The following is a 16,779-nucleotide window of genomic DNA, read 5'->3' on the forward strand; positions in this document are numbered from 1 at the left end:
GCGGGGTGCGGTGGACTTCGGGTGCAGGTGGGGCGGCCTTCCCGAAACCGGGGCTGCGCCTGGACCCCGCATCCGAACTTCGTTCGGATCTGCTCAATCGCCGCAGGGGCTGGAAGTCAGCACCGCTGTCGTGTACTCCATCGTGAACGAGCCGCCCAGACCGTCGATCGCCGTGCCCACCCTCTCGAGGATCGAGGCCAGGGCCTCGGGTGCGAGGCGGGCCGCCACGCCCGAGGTGGGGAACTGGTCGAGGTATTCGGTGCGGGTGTAGTCGCGGGACCAGGTGCAGGTCCACTCGGTGGGGGTGCTGAAGCCGCCCGCTGCCGTGATGCCCTCGGAGGCCTTCGCCAGGACGGGGCTGTACGCGCCGACGGGTTGACCGCCCAGGGCGTTCAGGTCGAAGGGTGCGTCCGGCAGCGCGGCGCGGCAGGCCGTGATGAGCGCGTCGGCGACCGGCGGCGGGAGGCGGAAGGCGTTCCAGAAGAGGGCGAGCCGCCCGCCCGGGCGCAGGACGGAAGCCGCCTTGGCCGCGCCCGCCACGGGGTCGATCCAGTGCCAGGCCTGGCCGGAGACGACGGTGTCGAAGGTCCGGCCCGCCGGATCCCACGCCTCGAAGGCCGACACCTCGGCATCGAGCCCCCGCGAGCGTGCGAACTCGGCCATGCGGGCGTCCGGTTCGACGCCGAGGACCGTACAGCCCGCCGCCTGGAACTGCCGGGCCGCGATCCCCGTACCGCAGCCGACGTCGAGGAGCGCGCGGCCGGGGCTCTGCGCGACGATGCGGTCGATCATCTCGGCCGGGTAGCGCGGGCGTGCGCGGTCGTAGCGTGCCGCGTCCGTGCCGAAGGATTCGGCCATCTGTCGTTGGCGGTGGGGCTCGCCGGCAGGGATAGTGGGCATGCGCCCACCTTAAGTGGGCACTTGACCACTCGACAAGCGGCGTGACGAGCGCTCGACAGGAGAGGACCCCGGCACCGTGCCAACTGGCGTCGCCATCAGGGATGTTCGCGAGCAGCTCTTCGCCGCCGCCGAGCGGGTACTGCTCCGGGACGGGCCCAGCGCCCTGACCAGCCGGGCCGTCACCACGGAGGCCGGGTGCGCCAAGGGCGTGCTGCACCGGCACTTCACCGATTTCGACGACTTCCTCGCCGAGCTCGTACGGAATCGGATCGTGCGCGTGCAGCTCCAGTCGCACGAGCTGTGGGAGTCCGCGGGGACCGGCAGGGTCACCGCGCGGCTGGCCGGTGCGCTCACCGAGGTGTTCCAGACCGTGGCCGTCGCACTCGTCGGCCTGATCACCTCGCGCGACGTCCTGCGCGCCCGGCTGCGCGAGGGCACGCCGAGCGGGGTGCCGCTGCTCACCGAGGCGACGGCGATGATCGCCGGGTACCTCACCGCCGAGCAGGAGTACGGACGCATCGCCGCCGAGGCCGACGTACGGGTCCTCGCGCCCACCCTCGTCGGCGCCGGCCACCTGCTCTTCGCCGACCGGCACAGCGGGCCGCCGTCCGAGGAGGAGGTGGCCGGCGTGGTGTCGACGGTGATCGCGGCAGTCGTACGGGAGCGGAGTTAGGGCCTGTCGCCCACTGCGCGCCAGTCGGCCGCGAGCCGGTGAGCGGCGGTGCGGGGCTCGCGGCCGAGGAGTTCGGCCAGCCAAGGGGCGGCATCGGCGAAGTAGCCCGCCCGGGCTGCCTGGTACCAGGTGAGCATGAGCCGGGCCAGCTGCTCCGGTACGCCGGCCGTGATCTGGTCGGCCACCCACTGTTCGTCGTCCAGGACGATCCGCTTGACCGTGCTGCCGGTGAGGCCGGAGGCGATCTTGGCGAGATCGTCGAAGGTGAGGGCGGTCGGCGCGGTGAGGGTGACGGGTCCGTCGAAGGTGCGGTCACCGGCGAGGACGACCGCTGTGGCCTCGGCTATGTCGGCACGGTCGGTATACGGGACGGGGCCGTCTTCCGGCTGGGCGATCGCGCCGGTGCGCTGCCACGGGCCGAGAACCTGATCGAGCGGGCCGTACGCGCCGTTGCGCAGTGCGGTCCATGCGACCCCGGAGTCGGCGAGGATCGCCTCGGTGGCGATGTGGATGTCCGACGGCCGGTACGGATTGCCGGGGACGGCGCCCTGCTGGCTCGTGTAGAGGATCCGCCCGGCGCCGGCGGCGACCGCGGCTTCGACGGCATTGCGGTGCAGGCCGACCATGTCGGCGGCCGGGTCGTTGCCGGACACCAGAAGGACCTGCTCGGCACCCTCGAACGCGTCACGCAGCGCGGCCGCGTCCTCGTAGGAGCCCTGCCGCACCCGCACGCCACGGTCGGCGAAGTGCTGCGCCTTGGCGGTGTCCCGGACGCTGACAGCGATCCGGTCGGCAGGTACGCGGGCAAGGAGGTGCTCGACGGTGGCCCCGCCAAGGCCGCCGGTCGCGCCGGTGACAACGATCATGTTCTTGACCTTCCTGAGCGCCCACGGTGCCCGTCCCGGCGGTGCGCGGGATCGTAAGTTGACCAAGCGGGTCAGTTTCTCTTCCGTCTGCGACCGTAGGTAAACTGACTCGGCGAGTCAAATTACGACGTGGGTGACAGGAAGAGACGGTGAGAGAGCCATGGCCGGTGCGGCTTCGGAACCCCGGCTGCGTGCCGACGCCCGGCGCAATTCCGCACAGATCCGCTCGGCCGCGATCGGCGCCTTCCAGGGACAGGGCCTGACCGTGCCGCTGGAGGAGGTCGCCAAGGCGGCAGGGGTGAGCAAGGCCACGATCTTCAACCGGTTCGGCGGGCGGATCGGCCTCATCGAAGCCGTCATCGAAGAGGTCGTGGCGAGCGAGCTGTTCACCGTCATCGACCGCACCCGGACCATCGACGACGTCGGCGAGAGGATCACGTACTACCTCACCGCGCTCCGCGACCTCCAGTACCGCCAGCCCGCCTTCAACGACGTCCTGTTGCAGACATATCCGCACTCGCGGCAGCTCATGGAAATCTGCCGGGCCGGAAGCGAGGCCAACGAGGAACTCGTCGCGGCGGCGCGGGCCTTTGGTGTGCTGCGGCCAGAGTTCACCGCGGGCGACCTCCACGCCCTCGTCCTCGACAACGCCCTCGCCCTCAAGCACGGCGAGCGGCCTTCCCGGGACGACTACGACCGCCGCACCATGTACGTCCTGGACGGAATCCGAGGGCACTCCTCCGCTTCCGGCGGATGACGAGTCCCCGCCCCCACGCGAAAGCGCCCCGCACCTCGCCGGACGGCGGGGGGGCGCGGAGCGCTTGCGGTGGTGCTGGAGTGGGCGACGCCCATTGTGGAGCTGCTGCCCCACACCCCCGGCGGCGTCAGCCGGGGATCAGACCGTCGTCGCTGAGCATTTCGCGGACCTCTTCGAGGCTCGCGTCCGGCGGAGGCAGGATCAGCTCCGAGGGTTCGAGTGCGTCGTCCGGGAGCGGTTCGCCCAGTTCGCGCACCTTGTCGAGCAGAGCGTGGAGGGTACGGCGGAAGCCGGGGCCGTCGCCGTTCTCCATCTCCTCGAGCAGTTCGTCGTCCAGCTTGTTCAGCTCGGTGAAGTGGCTGTCGGCCAGCTTCACCTGCCCCTCCCCCATGATCCGTACGATCATGTCGCTCTCCTTATGAAGTAAGTCCTTCGAAGAGGTCCCGAGGCCTGGTGGTGGGGCGCTTTACTGCTTGTCGAAGCGGGGACGGGGGGTGTCCTGCGGCTGCTGCGCCTGGCCCCCGTTGCCACCCTCGATGGCCTGCTGATTCGGCGTGCTGCCGCCGGCCAGCTCGGCCTTCATGCGGGCGAGCTCCAGCTCCACGTCCGTACCGCCGGAGAGCCGGTCGAGCTCGGACTGGATGTCGTCGCGGGCCAGGCCCGAGGCGTCGTCCAGGGCGCCCGAGGCGAGCAGCTCGTCGATGGCGCCGGCGCGGGCCTGCAGCTGCGCCGTCTTGTCCTCGGCGCGCTGGATGGCGGTGCCGACATCGCTCATCTCCTCGGAGATGCCCGAGAAGGACTCCGCGATCCGGGTCTGCGCCTGGGCCGCGGTGTAGGTGGCCTTGATGGTCTCCTTCTTCGTACGGAAGGCATCGACCTTGGCCTGCAGGCGCTGGGCGGCGAGCGTGAGCTTCTCCTCCTCGCCCTGCAGCGTCTGGTGCTGCGTCTCCAGGTCCGTGACCTGCTGCTGCAGCGCGGACCGGCGGGAGAGCGCTTCGCGCGCCAGGTCCTCACGGCCGAGCGCGAGCGCCTTGCGCCCCTGGTCCTCCAGCTTGGAGGACTGCGACTGCAGCTGGTTCAGCTGCAGTTCGAGGCGCTTGCGGCTGGTCGCCACATCGGCGACGCCGCGGCGCACCTTCTGCAGCAGCTCCAGCTGCTTCTGGTACGAGTAATCGAGGGTCTCGCGCGGGTCCTCGGCCCGGTCCAAGGCCTTGTTCGCCTTCGCGCGGAAGATCATCCCCATACGCTTCATGACACCGCTCATGGGCTTCGCGCGCCCCCTTCTTGACTGATCCAGCCGTTGTCCAGCTCCAGCACTGCGACAGAACCCAGCCTACGGGCCCTGCCTCCATTACCGCACTGTTCGTGTGCGGATGCGCTCCTCCCCAAGGACGAAGTACGGCCCCGCCCGCTCCGGCGTAGGGAGTAGGTGGCTCTCAGGGGAACGCAAGGGACGTTTCCCGGAACCGCTCGCACCACCCCCGGGCCGCCCTGTGCGGTACGACCCTGTACTTCCCGTTGCGCCCCTGTATTGACGTCCGGCGTTGTCGGATCGTTCCCCCGCGGGCTGTGGTCCATGCGCAAGACCCCGTACCCTTGGGTTTCGTGTTCGGTAGCCGCTCCAAGAATGAGAAGACCCCCGCCGCTCAGGCGCCGGTCGACTCCCAGACGCCCCGCGACCCGCAGGCTCCCAAGGGTCGCCCCACTCCCAAGCGCAGCCAGGCTCAGTCGCAGCGCCGCAGCGTGGCCCATACGCCGACGAACCGCAAGGACGCGGCCAAGCGCACGCGCGAAGCGCGCCGTGCGGACATGGCCAAGCAGCGCGCGGCCCTCGCCAGCGGTGACGAGCGGTACTTGCCGGCCCGTGACAAGGGTCCTGTGCGCAAGTTCGCCCGTGACTTCGTGGACTCGCGCTTCTGTATCGCCGAGTACTTCCTGCCGCTCGCCGTGATCATCCTGGTGCTCAGCATGCTGCGGAACGCGCAGCTGCAGAACATCGCGCTGCTGCTCTGGCTCGGTGTGATCCTGCTGATCATCATCGACTCGATCGGTATCGGCATCCGTCTGAAGAAGCAGCTCCGTGAGCGCTTCCCGGACGAGCCGAAGCGCGGCGCCGTCGCCTACGCCCTGATGCGTACCCTCCAGATGCGTCGCCTGCGCCTGCCCAAGCCGCAGGTCAAGCGCGGAGAGCGGCCCTGAGCGCGGAGTCGTTCACGGGGGGCGCCGAGAAATGGCTCGAGCTCATGGGCGGACTGCGTGACGCGGTCCGCCAGGAGCTCGTGGCCCGGCAGCTCGACGAACAGATAGCCCAGCACTTCGCCGTCGGCCGGCGGCTTCGGATCCTCGACGTCGGCATGGGCCAGGGCACGCAGGCCCTGCGCCTGGCCCGGGCCGGTCACCAGGTGACCGGTCTGGAGTCCGATCCGGCGATGCTGGTCGCCGCGCGTACGGCGCTCGACGAGGAGCCGGCCGGGATCCGCGAGCGGGTCCGGCTGCTCCAGGGCGACGGCCGCGACACCGGGGTGCACTTCCTGCCCGGCGCGTTCGACGTGGTGCTCTGCCATGGCGTGCTGATGTACGTCGAGGAGCCGGACGCGCTGCTCGCCGGTCTCGCGCGAATGCTGGCGCCCGGCGGACTGCTCTCGCTGCTCGTACGGAACGCGGACGCGCTCGCGATGCGGCCCGGCCTCGCCGGCCGGTGGGACACCGCGCTCGCGGCCTTCGACTCCCCCGTGTACGAGAACAGGCTCGGTCTGACCGTACGAGCGGACCGTCTCGCCACGCTCACCGCGTCGCTCGCCGGTATCGGTGCGCCGCTGCACGCCTGGTACGGGGTACGGGTGTTCACGGACCAGGCCGCGGACGGCGCCGAGCCCCCGTCGGGCGAGGAGTTCGAGCGGCTGCTGCTCGCGGAGGAGCGGGCGGGGCGGACGGATCCGTACCGGCAGGTCGCGGCCCTGATGCACCTGTGCGGTGTACGGGGCTGACGCCGCCACTCAGGCACCGGGGGTGTCCGCCGCGTCCCCTCGTACGTGAGCGACCCACAGCAGCCGGAGAAACTGCCCGCCCGCGAGACCTGGCGTGCCCTCTACCGGCATTTCCGTCCGCACCGTTGGATCGTGGCGCTCGGCGCGCTGCTCACGCTGGTCGGCGCGGTGACCGGGCTCGCCCAGCCGCTCGCCGCGAAGGCGCTGGTGGACCGGCTGGGCGGGGACGAGTCGATCGCCGGCGTCCTGCTGCTGCTCACCGCGCTGGTGGTGGCGGGAACGGCGGTCGAGGCCGTCGGTGCGTACGTCCTGGAGCGGACCGCGGAGTCCGTGGTGCTCGCCGCCCGCCGCTCCCTCGTCGGACGGCTGCTCAGGCTGAGGATCACGGAGGTCGAGCGGACCCAGCCCGGCGATCTGATGTCCCGGGTCACCTCCGACACCACGCTCCTTCGCGCCGTCACCACCCAGTCCGTGGTCTCCGCCGTGTCCGGTGGGCTCACGTTCATCGCCACCATCGTCCTGATGGGCTTGATGGACGCGGTTCTGCTCGGGGTGACGGTCGGCGTGATCGTGCTGATCGGCGGGGTCGTGGCCCTGGTGATGCCGAAGATCTCGAAGGCCACCGCGAAGGCGCAGGAGGCGGTCGGCGCGATATCCACCGCCCTTGAACGGGCCTTCGGAGCCTTCCGTACGGTGAAGGCCTCAGGCGCCGAACAGCGCGAGTCCGCAGCCGTCGAAACGGCCGCGCGGGAGGCATGGCGGCACGGTGTGCGCTCCGCCAAGTGGCAGGCCGTGGCGTCGAGTTCGGTCGGCCTGGCCGTCCAGGTGTCCTTCCTCGCGGTCCTCGGGATCGGCGGCGCGCGGGTGGCGTCGGGGGCGATCTCCGTATCGACGCTCGTGGCCTTCCTGCTCTTCCTCTTCTACTTGATCGCGCCCGTCTCGAGCCTGGTCGAGGCCGCCACCCAGTACCAGGTGGGCGCCGCCGCGGTCGCCCGGATCGTGCAGGCCGAGCGGATGGAGACCGAGGAGACCGGTGAGCCGTCCGCGCCCCGGGACACCACGCCCGCCTCCGTCGTCTTCGACGACGTGCGTTTCCGCTACCGGGACGGGCTCCCGTATGTCCATCACGGCGTGAGCTTCGAGGTGCCCGGCCCCGGGATGACCGCCTTCGTCGGGCCGTCCGGGGCGGGCAAGACCACCGTGTTCGGTCTGATCGAGCGGTTCTACGAGGCGTCCGGCGGGCGGGTTCTCGTGGACGGCACGGACGTGCGCTCCTGGCCGCTGGCCGATCTGCGCGCCCAGATCGGTTACGTGGAGCAGGACGCCCCGGTCCTCGCGGGCACCCTGCGCGAGAACCTGCTGTTCGCGGCGCCGCAGGTCCCCGACGAGGAGATCCGGGACGTTCTCGTACGGGCCCGCCTCGACGCCCTCGTGGAGCGGCTGCCCGAGGGCCTGGACTCGCTCGTCGGGCATCGCGGCTCGCAGCTCTCGGGCGGTGAGCGGCAGCGGGTGGCCATCGCACGGGCGCTCCTGCGCAAGCCCCGGCTGCTGCTGCTCGACGAGGCCACCTCGCAGCTCGACGCGGTCAACGAGCTGGCGCTGCGCGATGTGGTCGCCGAGGTCTCGCGCGAAGTGACCGTCCTGGTCGTGGCGCACCGGCTGTCCACGGTGACGCTCGCCGACCGGATCGTGGTGATGGACGCGGGGCGGGTACGGGCGGTGGGGACGCATCGGGAGCTGGTGGCGTCCGATCCGCTGTACGGGGAGCTGGCCGCGACGCAGTTCCTCGCTTCCACGGCGTCGGGGGCCACCTGATCGGACCCGTACAGAAGGCCGAACGGGTGGCACGATGCCGACAATCCGGATATGAACCGAACTCGTACCCCTCGTTCGCTCCCCCGGATAGCCGTCCCCCTCACCGCCGCGCTCGGCGCCGCAGCCCTCCTTGCCGGCTGCTCGGGCTCGGGGTCCTCGTCGGCCGAGGCCGACTCGACCACGCAGGCCGCTGCCGTCGCCCGTAAGGACGGGGCCGCCCTGCAGGAGGACTACATCGAGGTGATCAAGGACGTGCTGCCGTCCGTCGTGCAGATCACCGCGGGGGACAGTCTCGGATCCGGCGTCGTGTACGACGACAAGGGCCATATCGTCACCAACGCGCATGTCGTCGGCGACACCAAGGCCTTCAAGGTCACCGCGGCGACCGGCGGCAAGGAGCTCGCGGCGAAGCTGGTCTCCAGCTATCCCGAGCAGGACCTCGCCGTGATCCAGCTGGAGAACCCTCCGAGCAATCTGAAGGCCGCGAAGCTCGGGGACTCCTCGAAGGTCGAGGTCGGCCAGATCGTCCTGGCGATGGGCTCGCCGCTCGGTCTGTCCTCCAGCGTGACGCAGGGCATCGTCTCGGCGACCGGCCGCACCGTCAGCGAACCGCGCACCGGCGGCAGCCCGGGCGCCACGATCGCCAACATGGTGCAGACCTCGGCGGCCATCAACCCCGGCAACAGCGGCGGCGCCCTGGTCAACCTCGACGGCGAGGTCGTCGGCATCCCGACACTCGCGGCGACCGACCCGGAGATGGGCGACAGCGCGGCTCCCGGCATCGGGTTCGCGATCCCGTCCTCGATGGTGCAGACGATCGCGGGACAGATCGTCAAGGACGGCGAGGTCACCGACTCCGGCCGGGCCGCGCTCGGCATCTCGGGCCGTACGGTCCTCGGCGACGACTACAAGCCGGCGGGTGTCGCGGTGGTCGAGGTCGAGTCGGGCGGCGCCGCGGCCGACGCGGGGCTCGAGGCGGGCGATGTGATCACGCGCTTCGCCGACGAGGACATCTCCACGATCACCTCCCTGTCGGAGGCCCTGGCGGCGAAGAAGCCGGGCGACAAGGTCTCGGTGACGTACGACCATGACGGCTCGCGCGAGACGGCCGAGGTCACGCTGGGCGAGATGTGAGGGCTGCGGGTGCGGGGGCGAGGGCCCCCGCACCGCCCCGGTCTCAGGCCTCCGCCGTCTCCGCGCCGGTCTTCTCCGTACCGGTCTTCTCCGTGCCGGCGCCGGAGTCGGCCTCGGAGTCCGCGGCCGTCTCCGCGTGCAGGCTCATCGGCCCGTAGATCTTCGTCGTGTCCTCGAAGAGATGGACCTGGTCGGCCCCGCCGGCGAGCAGGTCCTTCCAGTACTCACCGATCCAGGACTCCGCGTCGCCCTGGGTGGTGAACTCGTCCGGCGCCACGGCCGGTTCGACCTCGGTGCCGTCGGACTTCTCGAACCGCCACAACCAAGCGCTCATGTCAGCCTCCAAAGAACCGGTTCAGGATCCGACCGCAGATGGCAAGGTGCCACCCAGCTGAAGTGCAGCCTATCCGGGCGCGCACGACCCATACCGACGCGGGAGGATCGCCTTGTGGAACTGACTCTGCTCGGCACCGGCGCCCCGGCCGGACTGCCCCGCCCCGACTGCCCCTGCGCGGCCTGCGCCAGTGCGCTCGGCGCGTACGCACGCTCGGCGACCGCCCTGCTCGTGGACGGCGTACTGCTGCTCGACCTCACCCCGGGCGCCGCCTTCGCCGCGGCACGCTCCGGTCATTCCCTGTCCGCGGTGCAGCAGGTGCTGCTCTCGCACCCCCACGACGGCCCGGCCGTCGAGCACCCGGCCGGACTGCCGCGTGCGGGCCGGGTGCCGGACGGCCGCGAGCTGGCGCTTCTCGACGGGCACCGGGTGCGCGCGGTCGCCCTCGACCACCCGGGCACGGGGTACGAGGTGACGAGCCCCGACGGCGGATCGCTCCTCTACCTGCCGCCCGGCGCCTCGCCCGCCGGTGAGGTCGAGCGCCCGGAGCCGTACGACATGGTCCTGGCCGATGTCGTGGGCCGCCCGGACGCGCTGGCGAAGCTGCGGGCGGGCGGTGCGGTGGCGGCGACGACGGATGTGCTCGCCGTCCATCTCGACCATGACGCCCCGCCCGGGCCCGAGTTGCACCGCCGCCTCGCCGCGGCGGGGGCCCGCGCGGTGCCGGACGGTACGACGCTCGTGGTCGGCGAATACCACGCCGTACCCGATCTGCCGCGCCGCACGCTGGTGCTCGGCGGGGCGCGTTCGGGCAAGTCCGTGGAGGCCGAGCGGCGGCTCGAGTCCTTCCCCGAGGTCGTGTACGTGGCGACCGGCGGCGTACGCGACGGGGACTCGGACTGGGCCGACCGGATAAGGCTGCACCGCGAGCGCAGGCCGGGATCCTGGCGGACCACGGAGACCTGCGATCTCGTCCCGCTGCTCGAGGCCGACGGGCCGCCGCTGCTCATCGACTGCCTCTCCCTGTGGCTGACCGACGCGATGGACAAGGTCGAGGCCTGGGACGACGCGAAGTGGGCCGCGGGCGGCGACCGTGCGCTGCGCGAGCAGGTGGCCCAACTCGTGGGTGCGGTCCGGCAGTCGACACGTACCGTCGTCGCCGTGTCGAACGAGGTGGGCTCCGGGGTCGTGCCCGCGACCGCTTCGGGCCGGCGGTTCCGCGATGAACTCGGCCGTCTCAACGCGGCGTTCGCGGGCGAATGCGAGCACGTGCTCCTCGTGGTCGCGGGGCAGGCGATGGTGCTGCGGGGCTGAGCACGGGCGGCGTGACGGTGCTGCGGGGCTGAGCCGGGCGACGTGGCGGTGCCGCAAGGCTGAGCCGCAGGCGACGTGGCGGTGCTGGGGGGCTGAGCCCGGGCGACGTGGCAATGCCCGCGCGGCTCATCCGGGCGGGTACGCCGCCGCGCCGCCCGTGAGTGTCGCCTTGCCGCCCGCGCGCCGGTGGCGTGGGCTGTCGGGCATGACCGAGACCCTCGCACCGCAGACCGCCCGGGTACGCCCCGCACTCGACGGCGTACCGGAGACCCTGCTGTGGACGCTGTGGAACCGGGCCTGCGAGGCCCGCCGTCCCGATGCCGTCCTGCACGATCCGCTCGCCATCCGTCTCGTCGACACCCTCGACTACCCCTTCGAGGAGAAGCTCGGACCGCCGCATCCGCTGTTCGCGCAGACCCAGGGGCTGCGCTCGCTCTGCTTCGACCGGTCGGTCGCCAACTACACGGCGCGCCGGCCCGACGCGAGTGTCGTCGCGCTCGGCGAGGGTCTGGAGACCAGCTTCTGGCGCGTGGACAACGGGCGCCTGAACTGGCTGAGCGTGGAGCTCCCGGAAGGCGCCGAGCTGCGCGGCCGGCTGCTTCCCGAGCACCCCCGGCACCGGATCGTCCCGAAGTCCGTGACGGACCTGAGCTGGCTGGACGCGATCGAGGATCCCTCGCGCGGCGTGATCGTGACGGCGCAGGGCCTGCTGATGTATCTCAAGCCCGCGGAGGTACGGGAGATCCTCGCCGCGTGCGCCGAGCGGCTGCCGGGCGGGGTGATGGTCCTGGACTCGATGCCTCGCTGGGTGACCAAGCTGACCCGTGAGGGGAAGCTGAAGGTCGGCAAGCTGACGATCCCGCCGATGCACTGGTCGATGGCCCCGGACGAGCGCCCCAAGTTGCACTCGGCCCATCCGTCGATCGCCGAGGTGCGCGCGGTGCAGCTGCCACCGGGACGCGGGGCGCTGGGCAAGCTGGTCCAGCACCAGTACCGCATCCCGGTGTACCGCTCGTTCGCACCGGCGGTGACGCTGGTGCGGTTCAAGTAGCCGTACGCCTCAGGGCGTTCAGTTCTTGCGGGCCACGACCCGGTAGGCGTTGGAGAAGCCGGTGCGGCGCAGGAGGGGGGCCAGCGCCCGGTCGAGGAAGTGCAGCACCGGGAAGAACGGCACGCCCAGGGTGAAGAACAGCTTGCACAGCCGGGTCCCGTTGCGGCCCGGCTTCTTGCTGAGCCACGGCTCGTTGCGGAACGGCAGGAAGCGCAGGAGCATCAGGCCGAACCCGCCGAGCAGGTCGAAGGGGATATGCGGCTCGCGGCGGTCGACGGCGACCACGGTGAAGCCCATGTCGCGCAGCGCACGGTTGAGGTTGCCGATGCTCACGAAGTGCAGGTGCTGGGGCTGGAACCACGGCACCCAGTACTTGCCGAGCAGCTTGGCGAAGTGCGACTCGGGGTCCGGCACCTCGATCATGAGGTGTCCGCCGGAGCGCAGCACCTTGCGTGCCGCTTCGAGTTCGGCCCGCTGGTCGACGGTGTGCTCCAGGACGTGGAACATGCTCACCGCGTCGTACCGGCCGGCCAGCGTCTCGGCGTGCTCGGGCAGAAAGCCCTGGTACGCGGTCTCGATCCGGCCGTTCTCCTTGGCCTTGAGGACGTTGGCGCCGACGTCGAGTCCGTCGAAGACCGTGTCGGGCAGCACCTTCTTGGCGCCCGCGCAGAACTCGCCGGCCGCCGTGCCGACGTCGAGCCAGCGCCCGGGGCGCAGATGCGTGAGCATCGCCTTCGCGCGGTCGATGTGCCGCTGGCCGGTGTCGCCGCCGGCGCTGTCGAACGCGGCGCCGAGCTCCTTCTCGAAGAGGCCCTCGTAGAAATCCCGGTAGTAGAAGTCCAGACCGGCCTTGCTCAGCTGCGGGTTCTGGAAGATGTGGCGGCAGTCCGCGCACTGGTCGAGGACGAAGGTGCCGGGCTTGGCCTGCAGGTAGTCCGCGGTCTTCAGGCGCACCTTGAGGCGCTTGGACTCGCACCACGGGCAGGTCTCGCGCCGGTCCTCGAAGAGCCGGTCCATGCCCAGGGCCAGCTCGGCCTGGTAGGCGGGCCGCAGTGCCGCGACACGCGCGTCCCGCTCGGCCCGGTGCTGCTCGACGGTCTCGGTCTCGGAGGTGGTTGCCATGCTCTGTCTCCCTTGCGAACTCAAGCGGTTACGGTCAGCGCCGGTCCACGGCGAACTTCTCCAGCTGGGTGGCCGCGGCTGCCGCTCCGCCCGCCGCGCGGAAGGAGGCCCCGATCGCGCGGGCCGCCTCCCGGTACTGCGTCTCTTCCAGTACGGCGTCGAGAGCCGCCCCGATCTGCCGGCGCCCGCTGCGCCCGAACCGCACCCGCACCCCCGCGCCGGCCGCGGTGACCTGTGCGGCGACCAGGGGCTGGTCGTCGCGGATGGGGGCGACGACCAGCGGGACGCCGTGCCACAGGGACTCGGCGACGGTGTTGTGCCCGGCGTGGCTGATGACGGCCGACGCCCGTTCCAGGAGGGCGAGTTGGGGGATGTGCGGCAGGACGAGCACATCAGTGTCGGACTCCGCCGTCAGGACGCCGCCCGGGTCGGCGATCACCGCCTGGACCCGCCGGCCCCGCTCCCGTACGGCCGCGGCGCACTCGGCGAGGAAGCGCGCGCCGACATCCGTATTGGCCGTGCCGAGCGAGACCAGCACGGTGGCCCGGTCTTCGTCGAGCCACTGCCAGGGGAAGTCCCCGGCGGGCCGGCGGGTGAGCGCGGGCCCGACGAAGCGCACCTCGTCGCCGTACGCGCCGTCCCCCGCGAGTTCCGGTGTGGTGAAGGCGAGGACGAGGTCCGGCGAGAAGCGCGGGTCGTGCGTACGGGCCGGATCGCCGATACGGTCGCGCAGCTCCGCTACGAGCGAGGCGACCCACTCGCCGATCTTCGGCATCCCGTCGAGGGCGTCGCTGAACTCGGCGGAGGTGGTGGACGAGGTGACGTACGGGATGCCGAGCCGTTCGGCGACCAGCGCGCCCGCCAGGGTCTGCTGGTCGGACACGATCACGTCGGGGCCGAACTCCCGTACCGCCTGCTCCACTCCGGGTGCCATGGCGTCGGCGAGCGGCACGAAGAACTCCTGCCACAGGAACTGCAAAGCGGCCGCACCCCGCAGCTCGGTCGGCCGCTCGAGGAGCCCGGGGATCTCACACGGGTACACCTCGGCCTCCGGACCCGCGAGCTCCTCGACGAACCGCGGGAGTCCGGCCCACGCCACCCGGTGCCCGCGCCCGGCGAGTTCGGCGGCGACGCTGACGGTGGGGTTGATGTGGCCGACGAGCGGCGGCACCACGAAGAGGAAACGGCTCATGGCGCGGGCACCCCTGCTTCCAGCAGCTCCTTGTGTCCCTCGCGTACCCAGTCGAGCAGCAGCGGGCCGATCGTCTCGGGGGTGCCGACCAGGACCGAGTGCCCGTGGCCGTGCACGGTGTGGGTGCGGCAGCGCGGGAGCAGTCCGCGCAGCCAGTCGGCCATGTCGGCGAGGTCCGAGTTCGCCCCGTACACCGCGAGGACCGGCACGTCGAGGCCGCGCCAGGACTGTTCGTCGGGGATACGGCTGGCGGCGATGTCCTCGGCGATCGAGGTGCCGTGAAGCAGCCGCATCGACCAGCGCACCAGACGCGCCTCGTGCCGGCCGTAGGTCTCCTCGATCCACGGCAGGGTGCGCTCGTCGTGCAGCTGGTACGCGGATCCGGCGAGCAGTCCGCTCATCTTCCGCGCCCAGGCGTCGGTGGGCGGCTCGGACTCCACCATCAGGACGCTCGCGACGCGGCCCGGGTGGTGCAGGGCGTAGTCGAGGGCGACCGTCCCGCCGAAGGAGTTGCCGACGAGGTGGACGGGTCCGGTGACGCCCAACTCGTCGAGCAGCAGGGCGAGATCGCCGGAGAAGTCCTCGATGCCGTAACCGTGCGGCGGCCGTGCGCTGCGGCCGTGGCCGCGCTGGTCGTACATCACGACGTCGTAGCCCGCGGCGGCGAACTCGGGGGCCACGGTGAAGTAGTAGCTCGTCAGGTTGTCCGTGGCGATGCCGTGCACCAGGACCACGGTCTCCCGGCCGCCCTCGCCGAGCCGCTCCACGTTGAACCGCAGGTCGCCCGCGTCGAGACGGGTCATCGCAGGCGCCCCACGATGTAGTCGGCGAGCTGTCCCACGGTGAGGCCGATGATCTCGGAGAGTTCGAGCGAGGCGAACCAGGCCGGGAAGTCGACCCGGTCGCCGTAGCGTCCGCGCAGCTCCGAGGTGAGGGTCACCAGGTCGATCGACTCCAGGTCGAGATCCTCCACGAAGCGGGTCTCGCGGGTGATCGGGGCGTCCTCGAACTCCAGGTCGTCCAGTACGGCACGCAGGGCGCCGCCGATCTCGGCGAGCACGGCCTCTTCGTCGACGGTGGCGGGGCTGGTCATGACGTGGGCTCCTCGGGGGCGTTGGCTTCGGGGGCTGAGGGCTCGGTGACCGAGGGCTCGGCGGCTGAGGGCTCGGTCCAGGCGACGACGTACGTGCGGGCGGGCAGGCCCGGCGGGTTGGCGGCGGTGGTGAGCCGTACGCGGTGGGTGGCGCCCGACGGGGTACGGACCCGCAGCGCGTCCGGTCCGTCGGCGGCGGCCTCGAAGTCCCGCGGGCGGCCCTGGATCCCGGTGCCCTCGGCCTTCGATGCGGCTTCCTTGGCGGCCCAGATCCTCGTCAGTGCCTCGGGGTCCGCGCCGAGCTCCTGGTACAGCCCGTGTTCGCCGGCGCCGAGCACCGCGTCGACGGTGGCCGGGGGCCGCTCGGTGATCTCCTCGATGTCGATCCCGACCGGCCCCTTCGGCCGTACGAGGGCGACGGCGGCCTCCTGGCAGTGCGCCAACGAGACGTCGAGGTGCGGAAGTTGGCGGCCGTGCACCCCGTACGCGTACGGGCGTCCGCTCGGCTCGTTGGCGATGCGCACCTCGCCGGGGAAGACGGGGCCTTCGCCGCCGGCCCACAGCAGGCGGCGCACCGCGTCCTTGGCGGCGATCCGGCCGAGCAGCCACTGGCGCTTGCCGCGCGGGGGGTGCTGGGCGAAGGCGGTGCGTTCGTCGCCGGCGAGCTGGTTGCGCATCATCAGCTCGCGTGAGGCGGGGTCGGGCCAGTACTCGAAGACCAGCTGCCAGCCGCCGCTCTGCTCGGTGGCGAGGGTGCTGCGCTCGGGGAACCGTTTGACCTGGTCGGTCTCGGGCGGCGAGTCGAAGCGGCGGTCCTGCCAGCCGTGGATCTCGGCCCAGACCTGCCCGTCGTGGACGAGCTGCACGTCGGCTTCGAGGACGGTCTCGGTGAGCGCGGTGATCCGGATGTGGCAGTCGAGCCGCGTGCCCGGCTCGGGATGCGGACCGAAGAAGCGGGCCTGCTTGATCCCGACCGGGAAGACCACGGTGCGGTCGGTGTGGGTGGCCATCAGCCAGTAACCGAGCAGCTGGCCGACGTTGTCGAGCAGGGCGCCGGGTGCGGGCGGGGTGGTCAGGGCGCCGCGTACGTGCCGGTCGCCGAGCGCGAGGATCTCGCTGACGCCGCGGAACAGCGGGCCGTGGAACATCCAGCGCTCGTCGTACATCTCCTGTGCGCTGGTGGTGGGCCGGCGCTCCTCGGCGGGCGGGCGCCAGGCGCTCGGGGGTGTCCCGTGCTCTCCGGTCTCCAGGGTGGCCCGTGCGTGCCGGCCGAAGGAGACGGCGTACCGGCCGGGCGCCTCGACGACGGCTTCGATGACGACGTCCTGCGCGGGCTCGGCGACGGCCCACTCCAGGAAGCGGGCGTCGCGTACAGCTCTCAGGGGCGCGCCGGTCTTCGGCAGCGCGTCCGCCATCAGCTGGATCAGGGTGGTGGCGGGCACGACCGGCCAACGGTCGGCGACGTCGGGCCAGTTGGGGCGCTGACGGAAGAAGCAGTGGTCGGTGAGGTACGGGAGGGTGGCGAGGGAGATGGTGAAGGG

At 71.6% G+C, this 16,779-nt stretch carries 17 protein-coding genes and 1 pseudogene; 8 read left to right on the top strand and 10 right to left on the bottom strand.

From position 1 onward, the window contains the following. Positions 1–93: 93 nt before the first annotated feature. Positions 94–900, bottom strand: coding sequence for a class I SAM-dependent methyltransferase (locus G6045_RS30860; protein ID WP_165335454.1), 807 nt, complete (start codon positions 898–900; stop codon positions 94–96). Between the two features lie 76 nt (positions 901–976). Between G6045_RS30860 and G6045_RS30865 the strand changes: the two genes are divergently transcribed. After that, positions 977–1,573 carry a TetR/AcrR family transcriptional regulator gene (locus tag G6045_RS30865; protein WP_165335455.1) on the top strand — a complete coding sequence of 199 codons (597 nt, stop codon included), beginning with the start codon at positions 977–979 and terminating at the stop codon, positions 1,571–1,573. Here G6045_RS30865 and G6045_RS30870 read toward each other — a convergent pair. Next, a complete protein-coding gene (locus G6045_RS30870) occupies positions 1,570–2,439 on the bottom strand; it encodes an NmrA family NAD(P)-binding protein (RefSeq protein ID WP_165335456.1) in 870 nt (289 codons plus the stop codon). The genes G6045_RS30865 and G6045_RS30870 overlap by 4 nt on opposite strands. 160 nt (positions 2,440–2,599) lie before the next feature. On the opposite strand from G6045_RS30870, the gene G6045_RS30875 reads away from it, so the two are divergent. Beyond that, a complete protein-coding gene (locus G6045_RS30875) occupies positions 2,600–3,196 on the top strand; it encodes a TetR/AcrR family transcriptional regulator (RefSeq protein ID WP_165335457.1) in 597 nt (198 codons plus the stop codon). 127 nt (positions 3,197–3,323) lie between these two features. On the opposite strand, the gene pspAA is transcribed toward G6045_RS30875, so the two are convergent. Together pspAA and G6045_RS30885 are read right to left on the bottom strand one after the other, a co-directional pair. After that, a complete protein-coding gene (gene pspAA, locus G6045_RS30880) occupies positions 3,324–3,602 on the bottom strand; it encodes a PspA-associated protein PspAA (protein WP_165335458.1) in 279 nt (92 codons plus the stop codon). 60 nt (positions 3,603–3,662) lie between these two features. Next, complete coding sequence (locus tag G6045_RS30885) at positions 3,663–4,460, bottom strand: PspA/IM30 family protein (protein WP_165335459.1); 798 nt, start codon at positions 4,458–4,460, stop codon at positions 3,663–3,665. Positions 4,461–4,801: 341 nt separating this feature from the next. On the opposite strand from G6045_RS30885, the gene G6045_RS30890 reads away from it, so the two are divergent. Genes G6045_RS30890 through G6045_RS30905 form a run of 4 tightly spaced genes read left to right on the top strand, consistent with a single transcriptional unit; the run spans position 4,802 to position 9,132 of the window. Next, entirely contained in the window at positions 4,802–5,395 is a 594-nt protein-coding gene (locus G6045_RS30890) for a DUF3043 domain-containing protein (RefSeq protein WP_165335460.1), read from the top strand. 44 nt (positions 5,396–5,439) lie between these two features. Beyond that, positions 5,440–6,183: a class I SAM-dependent methyltransferase gene (locus G6045_RS30895; protein WP_165335461.1), complete on the top strand. Its 744-nt coding sequence runs from the start codon at positions 5,440–5,442 to the stop codon at positions 6,181–6,183. Between the two features lie 45 nt (positions 6,184–6,228). Continuing rightward, positions 6,229–7,998 carry an ABC transporter ATP-binding protein gene (locus tag G6045_RS30900; RefSeq protein ID WP_165335462.1) on the top strand — a complete coding sequence of 590 codons (1,770 nt, stop codon included), beginning with the start codon at positions 6,229–6,231 and terminating at the stop codon, positions 7,996–7,998. 51 nt (positions 7,999–8,049) lie between these two features. After that, on the top strand, positions 8,050–9,132 hold the full coding sequence (locus G6045_RS30905; RefSeq protein WP_165335463.1) for a S1C family serine protease: 1,083 nt from the start codon (positions 8,050–8,052) through the stop codon (positions 9,130–9,132). Positions 9,133–9,256: 124 nt separating this feature from the next. Here the strand turns inward: G6045_RS30905 and G6045_RS30910 are convergent. Further along, positions 9,257–9,466: pseudogene (locus G6045_RS30910) on the bottom strand (hypothetical protein); the annotation flags it as partial. A 114-nt stretch (positions 9,467–9,580) separates the two neighbouring features. On the opposite strand from G6045_RS30910, the gene G6045_RS30915 reads away from it, so the two are divergent. Continuing rightward, positions 9,581–10,780: a bifunctional adenosylcobinamide kinase/adenosylcobinamide-phosphate guanylyltransferase gene (locus G6045_RS30915; RefSeq protein ID WP_165335465.1), complete on the top strand. Its 1,200-nt coding sequence runs from the start codon at positions 9,581–9,583 to the stop codon at positions 10,778–10,780. A 205-nt stretch (positions 10,781–10,985) separates the two neighbouring features. Next, entirely contained in the window at positions 10,986–11,831 is an 846-nt protein-coding gene (locus G6045_RS30920) for a class I SAM-dependent methyltransferase (RefSeq protein ID WP_165335466.1), read from the top strand. 18 nt (positions 11,832–11,849) lie between these two features. Here the strand turns inward: G6045_RS30920 and G6045_RS30925 are convergent, their stop codons facing one another. The 5 genes from G6045_RS30925 to G6045_RS30945 all read right to left on the bottom strand — a co-directional run. After that, on the bottom strand, positions 11,850–12,953 hold the full coding sequence (locus G6045_RS30925; RefSeq protein WP_165335467.1) for a class I SAM-dependent methyltransferase: 1,104 nt from the start codon (positions 12,951–12,953) through the stop codon (positions 11,850–11,852). A 34-nt stretch (positions 12,954–12,987) separates the two neighbouring features. Next, a complete protein-coding gene (locus G6045_RS30930; RefSeq protein WP_165335468.1) occupies positions 12,988–14,145 on the bottom strand; it encodes a glycosyltransferase in 1,158 nt (385 codons plus the stop codon). After that, entirely contained in the window at positions 14,142–14,948 is an 807-nt protein-coding gene (locus tag G6045_RS30935) for an alpha/beta fold hydrolase (protein WP_165335469.1), read from the bottom strand. The genes G6045_RS30930 and G6045_RS30935 overlap by 4 nt, the downstream gene beginning before the upstream one ends. Further along, complete coding sequence (locus G6045_RS30940; protein WP_165335470.1) at positions 14,945–15,238, bottom strand: acyl carrier protein; 294 nt, start codon at positions 15,236–15,238, stop codon at positions 14,945–14,947. Before G6045_RS30940 ends, G6045_RS30935 begins: the two co-directional genes overlap by 4 nt. Next, a partial coding sequence (locus G6045_RS30945; protein ID WP_165335471.1) for a 4'-phosphopantetheinyl transferase superfamily protein occupies positions 15,235–16,779 on the bottom strand: 1,545 nt, incomplete at its 5' end. The genes G6045_RS30940 and G6045_RS30945, both read right to left, overlap by 4 nt.

Source organism: Streptomyces mesophilus (assembly GCF_011044995.1).
Classification (GTDB): Bacteria; Actinomycetota; Actinomycetes; order Streptomycetales; family Streptomycetaceae; genus Streptomyces; species Streptomyces mesophilus.